The 12,246-nt window shown below is 45.2% G+C and carries 11 protein-coding genes; 8 read left to right on the top strand and 3 right to left on the bottom strand.

The window, feature by feature from the left end; genetic code table 11:
• Positions 1-35: 35 nt before the first annotated feature.
• The 8 genes from AAE250_RS09550 to ccsA all read left to right on the top strand — a co-directional run bounded on the left by AAE250_RS09550 (position 36) and on the right by ccsA (position 10,011).
• Positions 36-995: an SPFH domain-containing protein gene (locus tag AAE250_RS09550; protein WP_294597824.1), complete on the top strand. Its 960-nt coding sequence runs from the start codon at positions 36-38 to the stop codon at positions 993-995.
• Positions 996-1,006: 11 nt separating this feature from the next.
• Complete coding sequence (locus AAE250_RS09545; protein WP_294597821.1) at positions 1,007-2,371, top strand: alpha/beta hydrolase; 1,365 nt, start codon at positions 1,007-1,009, stop codon at positions 2,369-2,371.
• Between the two features lie 37 nt (positions 2,372-2,408).
• Positions 2,409-2,615: a DNA-binding protein gene (locus AAE250_RS09540; RefSeq protein WP_294597818.1), complete on the top strand. Its 207-nt coding sequence runs from the start codon at positions 2,409-2,411 to the stop codon at positions 2,613-2,615.
• 35 nt (positions 2,616-2,650) lie between these two features.
• The gene (locus AAE250_RS09535) at positions 2,651-3,109 is read left to right on the top strand and encodes a hypothetical protein (protein ID WP_294597815.1); all 459 of its coding nucleotides are present in this window, start codon (positions 2,651-2,653) and stop codon (positions 3,107-3,109) included.
• A 183-nt stretch (positions 3,110-3,292) separates the two neighbouring features.
• Entirely contained in the window at positions 3,293-4,627 is a 1,335-nt protein-coding gene (locus tag AAE250_RS09530) for a hypothetical protein (protein ID WP_294597810.1), read from the top strand.
• Between the two features lie 44 nt (positions 4,628-4,671).
• Positions 4,672-5,985, top strand: coding sequence for an imelysin family protein (locus AAE250_RS09525; protein ID WP_294597808.1), 1,314 nt, complete (start codon positions 4,672-4,674; stop codon positions 5,983-5,985).
• A gap of 11 nt (positions 5,986-5,996) precedes the next feature.
• Positions 5,997-7,655, top strand: a complete 1,659-nt coding sequence (locus AAE250_RS09520; protein ID WP_294597804.1) for a di-heme oxidoredictase family protein — start codon at positions 5,997-5,999, stop codon at positions 7,653-7,655.
• 115 nt (positions 7,656-7,770) lie between these two features.
• A complete protein-coding gene (ccsA, locus tag AAE250_RS09515) occupies positions 7,771-10,011 on the top strand; it encodes a cytochrome c biogenesis protein CcsA (protein WP_294597802.1) in 2,241 nt (746 codons plus the stop codon).
• A 313-nt stretch (positions 10,012-10,324) separates the two neighbouring features.
• On the opposite strand, the gene AAE250_RS09510 is transcribed toward ccsA, so the two are convergent.
• The 3 genes from AAE250_RS09510 to AAE250_RS09500 all read right to left on the bottom strand — a co-directional run bounded on the left by AAE250_RS09510 (position 10,325) and on the right by AAE250_RS09500 (position 11,966).
• On the bottom strand, positions 10,325-11,143 hold the full coding sequence (locus AAE250_RS09510; protein ID WP_294597799.1) for a DUF4373 domain-containing protein: 819 nt from the start codon (positions 11,141-11,143) through the stop codon (positions 10,325-10,327).
• Between the two features lie 40 nt (positions 11,144-11,183).
• Positions 11,184-11,531, bottom strand: coding sequence for an SH3 beta-barrel fold-containing protein (locus tag AAE250_RS09505; protein ID WP_342288880.1), 348 nt, complete (start codon positions 11,529-11,531; stop codon positions 11,184-11,186).
• A gap of 201 nt (positions 11,532-11,732) precedes the next feature.
• The gene (locus AAE250_RS09500; RefSeq protein ID WP_294597794.1) at positions 11,733-11,966 is read right to left on the bottom strand and encodes a hypothetical protein; all 234 of its coding nucleotides are present in this window, start codon (positions 11,964-11,966) and stop codon (positions 11,733-11,735) included.
• Between the last annotated feature and the right edge of the window lie 280 nt (positions 11,967-12,246).

The raw sequence follows: 12,246 nt of genomic DNA, 5'->3' as shown, positions 1-12,246 counted from the left end.
TGATATCAAAATGATATCAATTAAATCTATTGAACATGGAAACAAAAGAAATTAACTTCAAGGGTTTCAAGATGAATGGCTTCTTAGCCTTGTTCCTTCACCTGGTAGTGCTTACGGCAGTGATAGTCTTTGGATTTATCATCGGTATCGTGGCTACTTATGTCGTCTCGGTGTGTCTGAGTATCGTGTGGTTAATCATGTTTGCCGGCTATATGCAGCTGGAACCGAACGAGGCACGTGCCATGGTATTCTTTGGAAAATATAAGGGAACATTCAAGGAGACCGGGTTCTTCTGGGTAAATCCGTTCCTGGACAAAAAGAAACTCTCGCTTCGTGCACGCAACCTTGATGTGGAACCGATCAAAGTGAATGATAAGATCGGCAATCCTATTCTGATCGGTCTGGTGCTGGTATGGAAGTTGAAAGATACCTATAAAGCCATGTTCGAGATAGATGCGCAGACGATGGCTTCTACTGCGCCGACTGCGGGCGGTTCGAATCAGATCAGCATCGGCAATGCAGTGGCTAATCGTATGAATGCGTTCGAAAACTTCGTGAAGATACAGAGTGATGCTGCCCTCCGCCAAGTGGCCGGACAGTATGCTTATGACGATAATGAGGCCAATACGGAGGAATTGACGCTTCGTTCCGGTGGTGAGGAAATCAACGAACAGTTGGAACAGAAACTGAACGAACGCCTGGCTATGGCAGGTATGGAAGTGGTAGAAGCCCGCATTAACTATCTGGCCTATGCACCCGAAATTGCTGCTGTGATGCTGCGCCGCCAGCAGGCATCTGCCATTATCACTGCCCGCGAGAAGATTGTGGAAGGTGCGGTTTCCATGGTAAAAATGGCGCTCCATAAACTTTCTGAGGAGGAGATTGTTGAGCTGGATGAAGATAAAAAAGCAGCAATGGTCAGCAATCTGTTGGTAGTGCTTTGTGCTGACGAGGCTGCACAGCCGGTAGTCAATACGGGGACGTTGAACCATTGATAAAGGAGAAGATGAAACAGATGGGGTTTATATGGCGGTGGGCTTTAGTGATTGGCCTTTTATTGGGAAACATTTGTGCTGTTTTTGCACAGAACGACCCAGTATGCACTCGCGAAGAACAGATTTATCATTTCTTTATAGCCAATCAAGGTGACAGTATATTCCATTCACTCAGTCCGGATGCGCAGAAGAAAGTAAGTCGGGTGATGTGTCAGGATTTGCTTCCTCAGGTGGAGAGGCAATTCGGGAAATTACAGTCGGCAGGTAAATGGCAACAAGATTCGTTGTCGGGGATTATACTTAAATACCGTGACTTGAAATTTGAGCGTTATCAGCTTCGCCTACAGTTCTCTTTTGGTCCGGAAGGTATGCTTGAAGGGCTTTGGATGAAACCTGTGCCGGAAACTTCAACGGTGCCACCGGCGGCATATAATAAGGAGAAGATGGAGGAACGGGATGTCATGATAGAAACCGGCAGTTTCAAGTTGCCGGGTACGTTGACTTTGCCCAAGGCCGCTGTCTCTGCCGGAGGGCATAAGGTGCCGTGTGTTATTTTAGTGCATGGTTCCGGTGCTCAGGATCGTGATGAGACAATCGGGCCGAACAAACCTTTCCGTGACCTTGCATACGGACTGGCAGAACGTGGTGTGGCCGTGATTCGTTATGAAAAGCGTACCAAAGTTTATGGTGAGGCTTGTGTACCTGCCGGGCGTGAATTGGATTTTGATGTAGAAACGGTGGACGATGCGCTCTCTGCCGTAGCATTGGCTAAAACGATTCCGGAGATAGCACCCGACAGCATCTACGTGTTGGGCCATAGCCAAGGCGGACTTCTGGCTCCCCGTATAGCAGAACGTTCAGAAGGGCTGGCGGGAATCGTTATCCTTGCCGGTCCGGCACGTCCGCTTGCGGATATTATGGTGGAGCAACTTACTTATCTGACATCACTGCCTGGTACTTCCGCAGCAGCGGCATCGCAGGTCGAGGAGATAAAAAAGCAGTATGCCAATATGAAGAAACTGGGTACAGATACTTTCAATGACAGCATTCCGTTGCCGCTGGGATTTGTGAAATCTTATGCGCTGTTTGAGAAGAACTATAAACCCGTAGAGGTGGCGGCTAAACTAAAATTGCCTATCCTTGTTCTTCAAGGGGAGCGGGATTATCAGGTAACTATGGAAGATTTCGGTCTATGGCGTTCCGGTCTGTTGCGTTGTAAGAATGCTTCTTTTAAATCTTACCCTAAATTGAATCATTTGTTACAGGAAGGCAGCGGCAAGGCGACTCCGTTTGAGTACAACCATGCTTCATCTGCTCCTGCGTATGTTATGGATGACATCGTTCTTTTTGTGAGAGGGAAGTTGGTCACTCCGTGAAATATAATTAAATAACTAATCATTAATCACTAAAAAATTGGCTAAAAAAGAAACTTCAACCAAAAGCTTTGTCCTGCGTGTGGATGCTGCGACGATGGATGCCATCGAGAAATGGGCAGCCGACGAGTTCCGCAGTACCAATGGACAACTTCAGTGGATTATCGCTGAAGCATTGCGGAAGAGTGGGCGGATGAAGAAACCCAAGAATACTCCTTCGGTAGAAGGGAAAGAAGAAGAATCTTAAAATTGCATGGTGCTTTAATGTAAAATTTAGATGCTATGATAAACCTTGGTCCCTTTTCCGGCAGAAACTGCCCTAATGTTCATTTCCGGCCGGCTCTACTTGACCGCTTTCTGGAAGGTGCCGCCATCCTGATCTTTCTTACTACGTGTGGCTGTATCTTCTGGCTCTATACCCGGATAGGGGAAGGGTTGTTGCCTAATGTCTGGATAATGGGAGGTGCTTCACTTTTCACTCTCATTGTTATGGGTGCTTGTTCCTATGTACCTGTCCGTCTCATTAATTTTCCGGTGCGGGTGAATGAACGTAATATCGGTATTCAGTACTTGCTTGCTGTGCGCCTTACCCGCGTGATGAACGTCATACTGAATCTGATGTTCCTGTCAGGAGCTTTCCTTGAGTATTATAAATCGGCTTTTGTGTTTTTCAGCGCCTCGTTTGTCTTGCTTGCATTGGCATTTGTCGGTTATTACATTCTGGCATTCAAGTACAAGTAAGATCTTTCATCTGCTTATTCTCTTTTCTATATAACCTCTGCAATAATCCCGATATTGTAGAGGTTTTTCTTTAAATACCTACTTATGATTAGGAATCCCCGTTTTATACTATCTTTTAGGTATTGCCAGCCTTTTTAACAACCTCTACCTTTGCCTCGATTAAAATTATAAAAAATAAGGCAAATGAAACAAAAGGTATTACTGTTCTCTTTATGTCTTGCAGCTTGTACTGTGAATGCTTTGGCAGATAACGCAGTGGGCAATGATAAAGAGATCGACAACACAGAAAAAGCAGAAGAAAAGGCTCCTCAACCGAAGTCCAGATTAACAGTGGGAGGTTATGGCGAAGCGGTGTATTCACGCAATTTCTTTAGCGATAACTACTTGCGATACAACAGTGCCGAAGCGGCTGCGCTTCGTAAAGACGAAAGGCATGGTCGCTTTGACTTGCCGCACGTAGTAATCTACCTGGGCTACGATTTCGGCAAAGGATGGACAATGGGTACTGAAATAGAATTTGAACATGGCGGTACCGAGAGTGCTATTGAGATAGAAGAGGAAGAAGGGGGCGAGTATGAGAGTGAGATTGAACGTGGAGGCGAGGTGGCCCTCGAACAATTCTGGATTCAGAAGTCGTTTTGCCCGCAGTTCAATGTCAAGATGGGACATATCATCGTGCCTATCGGTGCAACCAACCAACACCACATGCCTACGGAATTCTTTGGCGTTTATCGTCCCGAAGGCGAGAATACCATCATGCCCTGTACGTGGCATGAAACAGGTATAAGTGTTTGGGGACGTGCCGGTGACTGGCGTTACGAAGCGCTGCTCATTTCCGGTCTCGACTCTGAGCGGTTTGGCCGTAAGGGATGGATACACGATGGTTCTGCTTCGCCTTACGAATTTAAGATTGCCAATTCCATGGCAGGGGCTTTCCGTCTTGATAATTATTCAGTTAAAGGGCTGCGCCTTTCTCTAAGCGGATATGTGGGTAACTCATTCCGCAACACGCTGCGTACTCCCAATTCTTCGTATGATGATATAAAGGGTACGGTTACCATCGGTACTTTCGACTTCCACCTGGATAGATGGAATTGGATAGCTCGCGGTAATTTTGATTACGGTCATCTCAGTGACTCCAAAGAAATCTCCGATTATAACAAGAGTTTTCCAAAAGCTTCGCCGTCGCCCAAACAGTCGATTGGTTCTGATGCCATTGCAGCAGGCGTTGAAGTTGGCTATAACATCTTCTCTCAGTTCGATAAGTTAGCACAGAAGGGCGAGAAACTCTATGTCTTCGGTCGCTACGATTATTACGACTCCATGTACGACACCGAGAAGTCTATCGTTGATTACCAGTATTGCGGTCGTCATCGGATATCTGCCGGCTTGAATTACTTCCCGATGAAAGAGATTGTGCTGAAAGGCGAATATTCTATCGGCCTGATGAAGACTCCCTACAATAACGAGCCTTCAATCTCGTTGGGCATTGCCTATTCCGGCTTCTTCAATATGTAGTAATACGAAATGAAGTAATAACATTTAATTTAATAAAGTAGAATATGAAAAAGTATCTTAAACTGCCGCTTTATGCAGCAATGGGTGTGATGCTGTCTATGGGAATGACAGCTTGTAGTGACGATGATGATACATCGGATGATGGTGAACTTTCCCCTCGCGAAGCCGCTCTCAAAGAGGTTGTCAGTGATTATACGGAAAATACGGTTATTCCGACTTATATTGGCTTGGCCGATGCGGCCATTGAGTTGCATACAGCTTGTCTGGCCATGTCTAATGCTGGTGTGGGCAACGTAACTACCGCTCAGGTAGAGACTGCCAGCAATGCTTGGAAAGAAGCCCGCCAATACTGGGAACGTGCCGAAGCTTGGCTTTTTGGACCCGCCGGGGATTACGATGTCGACCCGCATATTGATTCATGGCCGCTTGATAGGGCTGCTCTTGAAGCTCTGTTAGCTAATGCGACAGAAATGGCTAAGATGGATGCTGACGGTGTTTATGTTTCTTCACTGGACTATGGTTTGCTCGGTTTCCATGCACTTGAGTATATGCTTTTTGCACTCGAAGGTACGGGGCTGTCGCAAACTTCCGTAGCTCACAGTGCGAATTATACCGCTCAGCAACTGAGCTATATTACCGGTGTAGCAGGTGACTTGCGCAACCAGTGTGTTATTCTTGAAGCTGCCTGGAGAGGTGAAAACAATATTTCCCAAGTCAAACGCGATGTCTTGAACCAAGTGCGCCAGCATACAGAGATTGTCCAGAACAACCAATACTACGGAAGAGCCCTCAACGACTTGGCTAACGGCCTTAACTATGCTGATGAGATGATGAATCCCGTTGAAGGCGGTGCCAGTGACTTTTTGAACTATCTGGATGGTGCGCAAACCATGATCGTCGATGGTATCCAGAACATTGCCAATGAGGTAGGTAATATCAAAATCGGTAATCCTACCGGACAGGGACTTAGTGACGAGACAGAGTATGACCCTGATTATATAGAATCACCTTATAGCCTAAACTCTATTAGCGACTTCAAAGGCAATATCATTTCGATAGAGAATGCCTATCGTGGAATACAGATTTCTCAGGACTACAATAGCGGCGAGACTCTTATCAAGCCTGTTACTTATTCTCTTAGCAGCTACGTTGCTTCGCTGGATGCTTCTTTGGATAATCGTGTCAAGGTTGCCATTACTGACGCCTACAATGCCATCAATCAGATGAAGGAACCGTTTGCCTATACTTGCAACCGCAATGGAGAATATGCTCAAATCAATCTGGCCGCTATCAATGCCTGCAATAAATTGAACGATATATTCAGTGAAGTGACTGCGCTGATTCAAAACCAACGCTAATATTCAATATTATGTATCTGAAGAAATACAGTTTTTATGTTGCAGCCCTGTTGTCGGCAAGTTTCTTCCTGACGGCCTGCGAAGATGATAAAGTCGATGATAACTCCGGTGGCGGTACTACCACCGAACTGCCCGACTGGTACTATACCGGCGGTGAGCTTGGTACTGCATTTGTTACTACGCAGACGGCTTTTGAACAATCCACCCCTGTGGTAGATGCCGATGCCATGATGACGGCTTCGTTCAACCGTGGAGAGCAGTTTTTCGAAAAGCCTTTTAACTCAAATGTATCGGGCACGCGCCACGGTCTGGGCCCTGTCTATGTCCGTAATTCGTGCATACACTGTCATCCCGGGTACGGACATGGCAAGAGTCAGGCAGCAGGTTCCTTCAATACTACACAGATAGGCAACGGCTATCTGCTGGTGGTTTACAATCCGGCTACCGATGGCTATGTGCCTTGGCTGGCGGGTATGCCGCAAAGCAAGGCGATAGAACCTTTCAAAGCTCCGTTGGATGAATCACAGATTATGCTTTCCTGGCATGACTATACCGACGGCTTTGGCAATAAGTTCCCCGACGGTGAAACCTATCAACTGAGATACCCGGAAGTGGAGATTCCGAAGAGCGCCATTTATATAGCCAACAAAGGTTATGATATAGGCGACTATGCCGTACGTTTGGAATCTACTATCGGCATCTATGGAACAGGATTGCTGGATGCCATCAGTGACGAAGACCTGAAAGCGGAATATATCCAGAAAGAAAAGGACGGTTATATGACCTTGAATCCGTCTATCTTTGCCAATGGCGACTGGGTGAAACAATATTCCAATACAGCACAAGGCGGAGACGGCACGTTGTATCCGTTGCGCTATACCTATGCTTTAAGTCGCGGCCCGTTGCAGGATGCTGCCGGTGCCAATGCTTTCTGGAACATAACGAACGCTACTCGTAGCGACCGCACTTTCCACTATCTCGATGGTGCGGGTACTTATGCTACTTATTCTTCCAAAGACCCCGATGTACAGGCTGCTTTCCCCGCCTATATAGCCACTATCTCTACTCCTGAGGAACATCCCGAATGGTTCACCGACAATGTGGAGAGCAACATTTATAATTACTTGACTTCAAAGAATCTTCCTGTCGAAGTATCCGATCAGAATTATATTGACTTGATGGTATGGCATCGTGGTTTGGCTGTTCCTGCTGCCCGTAATGTGGACGATGAAGAAGTGTTGCGTGGTAAAGAGCTTTTCTCCGAACTGGGTTGTACCTATTGTCATAAGCCTTCGTGGACTACAGGTGATGATGAAATCCGCGACCCGGCGCGCTTCTTTGTTGGTGACAAGGCCGATTTGTTGCCCCGCTATCCGCATCAGAAGATTTGGCCGTACACCGATATGATACAGCACAGGCTTCACATGGTGAATGACATCCGTACTGGCTGGTGCCGTACTACTCCGTTATGGGGACGCGGCTTGCACCAGCGTTGTACGGGAGCAGAATATATTGACCGCCTGCATGACTGCCGTGCACGCACTACATTGGAGGCTATCATGTGGCATGGTACAAGTGAAGAGAGCGATGCTTACCGGACAGTCGTCAAGTTTCGCGAGTTGTCTAAAGCAGATAGAGACGCTGTCGTTAAATTCCTGGATTCTATCTAAGGAAAGGCTTTTATATATTCTCTTTTTAGTCTAATTTTGTCATCTCGGGTGTAATGAAGGTTTCTTTATTAATTACGTCCGGGATGACATTGCATCAATATATATAATCATCTGTATGAAACTGTTGAGAACTCTTTCTTTCAGTCTGACTGGTTTACTTGTCCTCTTTATGATAGTGGCTACTTTATTGGAGAAGCAGTACGGAATGGATTTTGCTGCCCGGTATATATATGGTTCGCCTCTTTTTGTGATTTGTTGGGGAGTGCTGGCTGTGTCTTCTATTCTTTATCTTTGGTGCCGCAGGGTGCAGAAACAACCGTTGACATTCCTTTTGCACTTTTCTTTTGTCGTCATTCTGTCGGGTGCATTGGTTACCCATATTTTCGGTTTGCAGGGGAGTGTGCATTTACGTCAGGATGCGGGCAAGCCGGTGAAGATGTTCATTGCAGCTGGTGATGTAATGAAACAATTTCCATTCAGCCTTTATCTGAAGGACTTCAATGTGGTATATTATCCAGGCACTTCGGCTCCGATGGATTTTGTCAGTAGCATCCGTATTGAGGATGGGGTTGAGACTGCCGAAGGGGAAGTGTCCATGAACCATATATATAGTCATCACGACTATCGCTTTTATCAGTCCAGGTATGATTCGGATGGTAGGGGAGTAACGCTTTCGGTGGCTTATGACCCATGGGGTATTGGGATAACTTACACCGGGTATGGGCTGCTTCTGCTTTCTATGTTCCTATTCTTTTTTGGAAAGCATAGTCAATTCCGTAAATTGTTGCGTAGTCCGTTGCTGAAGTCGGCGGCTGTTTGTGTGGCATTACTCTTTCTCGCTACTGCGCGTGTTCAGGCCGGGGAGCTTCCCGGAGTTCTGCCCAAGAAGACGGCGGAGAACTTTGGCAATCTTTATGTTTATTACAACGACCGTATATGTCCTTTACAAACATTGGCCAAAGACTTTACGGTCAAGCTGTATGGCAAGCCTTCGTACAGGGGGCTTACTGCGGAACAGGTGCTGACGGGGTGGTTCTTCTACTATGATAATTGGAAGGAGGAACCATGTATCCGTATCAAAAGTAAGGAGATGCAGCATCTTTTAGGTATTAAGGGAGAATATGCCCGTTTGGTGGATTTTGCCGATATAGAGGGCTACAAGCTGGATGAGGGGATGCAGGACGGAACGGAAGTAGTGGATAAGCGTGGATTTGAGGAAGCGAATGAAAAGTTCAGCCTGGTCAGTATGGTAGCTGCCGGAAGTGTTTGGAAGCTATATCCGTATGTTTCTGCCGAAGACAGCACGGATAGTAAGGATATCACCTGGTATTCTCTGGCCGACCGTTTGCCGTATGAGATGCCTCAGGAATTGTCGAGCTTTGTGCGTGGTAGCATGAATTATGTGGCAGAGCAGGTGGCGAGGGGAGATTTTCGGCAAGTCGATGCATTGCTTAGTAAGATACGTAAATATCAGGTGCGTGAAGCTGGTAGTTTCCTGCCTTCCGACGCCCGTTTTAAAGCAGAAAAATGGTATAATAGCCTGAATAATAGCCGCCCTTTGGCAATGGTTTCCATCACGTTGGGCATTTTGGCATTTGCCTTCTATTGCCATCGTATGATTGGTAGAAAACGGATTCCTGCTATGCTGACAGTCGTACTTCTTTCCTTATTGGGAGCACTTTTTGCCTATCTTTGTTTCATGATAACATTGAGAGGTTTTGTCAGTGGACATCTTCCCATGTCCAACGGCCATGAAACCATGCAACTGATGGCAGCATGTGTGGCTTTGCTTACTTTCTTCTTCTATCGCAGAATCCCCATAGTTGTTGCTTTTGGTTTCCTGCTTTGCGGGCTTGCACTGCTTGTCTCCATGTTGGGTGAAGCCAATCCGCAGATTACGCAGTTGATGCCGGTACTGGCATCTCCGCTGCTTAGTTTCCATGTGGTAGTCATTATGATAGCTTATTCGTTGCTGGCATTTATTATGTTGAACGGTGTTACAGCCATTATTCTATACTATTCCCGCAAGGACTGTAGTGTGGAACTGGAACGCTTGCAAGTCATCAGTCGTATCATTCTTTATCCTGCCGTGTTCCTGTTGGCAATCGGTATCTTTATCGGTGCGGTGTGGGCCAATGTTTCATGGGGGCGTTATTGGGGATGGGATCCTAAGGAGGTTTGGGCACTTATCACGATGTTGGTTTATGCATTGGCGCTGCATCCGGCTTCTCTGCCGTGGTTTCGCCGTCCTGTGTTCTTCCATGTGTTCTCCATCATAGCTTTCTTCAGTGTGCTGATCACTTATTTCGGAGTGAATTTCTTGCTTGGAGGGATGCATAGCTATGCCAACTCATGATTATTCAGTGGCTCTACCTACTAATGATGACTGACTTTTCCCATTATACCTAATTTGAGCGATTGTACTGTACCTGTCGATGCCGTATCTTTGCAACATCAGATTTGAATGAATTAGTTAGTCATAATTACGTAACCACTTTTATGAAGATAAAAGGATCCCCGCCTCTCGATGAGATATCGCGAAGCGGGGATTTTGTTAATAAGATCATGCCGACGGGCAATTAATTTCGTGTTGTGCACGTTGTTAATATGTTGTATTACAATAAATTAATATCGTGCAGACACGACGTTAATACTTTGCAGACACGAAATTAATTTCCTTCGGCACTCTTTCTTTTCCGTTCTTTTACGAGTGCTGCAATCAGGTATTTCCCTTTGGCGGCCACTTCGCCCCAACGCGTAGCATGGATCACTTGCCAGACGTATCCTTTCAGTCTTCCATAGTCGGACAGACGCAGGATGGCATTGATTTCACCGGAATCTGTGATGCGCATTTGCTGCAAGGTAAAGAGCAAGCCGTCATAGTTGTGCGTCTGCCTGTTGTAGGCATACCCCGGCGGTGTCAGGATCAAGTTCTCTGCAGGACTCCCTCCTCCTATATCTGCTTTACTTTCATTTACTTTACTTTGTTCGGAATTGTCTGCTTTTTCAGGTAAATTGTCGGCATTCTGCATACAAATTGCTTGCTTTTGCGTACCATTCTTATTTTTATCATCGCCTCCATTTCCGTTCTCTTCTTCTGTTTTCAGTTCATCCAGCAGGTAGAGCAGGGGCGTTGGATCTTTTTTTCTTCGCTTGGTGGCTTCGAGCCATATCTTCTGGATACTGAGGGAAGTCAACACATGCTTTGTTTCGTAGCAGGTACGGTCGAAGAAATTTTTCTCTACCAGTATTTTGATAATTTCTTCCATACATTCTTCTCCGATTCCTGCTTTGTGGGCAAAGAGCATGCACTGCTCTTTGTCCCAATTCAGGTAATATCCTTTTTCCTTGTGTAGCTTGCATAATAGTTTCATGACGGCAGCTATGGCTGCCAGTCCGCATTTTGCTTCAATCAACTCTATGGGTGCATCGTCAAAGAAATTCACGTTTAACGGGAAATACATGATTCCCACATAATTCATAGCCATTTCTTCTAATTTTTCTTTTTTCACTTTTCATTTTTCACTCTCAATTAATCGGTCTCCACTCCAGGAAGTTTTCCATTTGGAAACTTCTCCATGCTTGCAGTTCCACGTCCCAGTAGACGATGGTACTTGTCACTTTGGTGATGTCATACTCTCTTTGGAAGCTTGTTTCGTAGAACCGAAGGGTTGCTTTCACCAGCTTGAATGTTCCGTCTTGTTTGTAATAGGCTATGAGCGCGTAGCCATACTGCATGTGATCGATAAGACTTTCGATTCTCTCTGCCATCCAAGAGGCACACGTTTCCGTGTACCCCTTTTCAAGCATGGTCCGTATTTTCCATAGATTTCTGAGTGCTTCGTGAAGTGAAGCGGGCTTTTTCATTTTCTTCATTCTGTTTTATTTAATTAGTAAATTTGTTGGTTATTCAGCAGATGTTCAAGTCTAAAAAGAAAGATGCCGTCTTCTTGAGGAAGCGGCATCTTTTCAGCTGTGGCTTGATCTTTGCTAAAGTGGCGGCAAAGATAAAGTCAAATCTCTATATGTTGTTCATTTTTAAATATTGTCCAATATTTTTCTCTTGTCCATCACTTGTTAGATAACATTATCTTTCTTCATCTCTCTCCATACTTCTCCGAATTCTTGCGTTAACGTATTTTCTGATAGTGGTTTACCATTATGCCCTATAAAGACCATACTCGTATAAGCCCAATGTGCCAAAGCTTTTATACTTGTCGGATTTTCTTCTATAAAGAAATTCTTATAATGTCCTATGATGATTGTCTTGATGACCTTTTTTCTGCATTCCGGTCGTATTCCTATAACCATTCCACTGATTGGTCTTCCTGCATTCCCGTTAACAGTTGATACATTGCTCTTTACGCTGTCTTCAAACGAAGTGACTTTCGTTTTTTTCCTTTACTTTCTAATGCTTTTTTTGCATTCATTTGTACTTCTTTTTTGATTAATAATTAAAATTATGCTAAAATGTAAAATAAATGCAAAGGTATATTCCTTTTTTATTTCCTGAAAGTGATGTGGGTGCAGAATTTGATTTTTAATCTGAAAATGGCGGGTAATATGTTGATATACAGAAGTTGTTAAGGAT

The sequence above is a fragment of the Bacteroides sp. GD17 genome (genome assembly GCF_038448625.1).
Taxonomy (GTDB): Bacteria; Bacteroidota; Bacteroidia; order Bacteroidales; family Bacteroidaceae; genus Bacteroides.
This window is presented reverse-complemented; position numbering and strand designations above follow the sequence as displayed.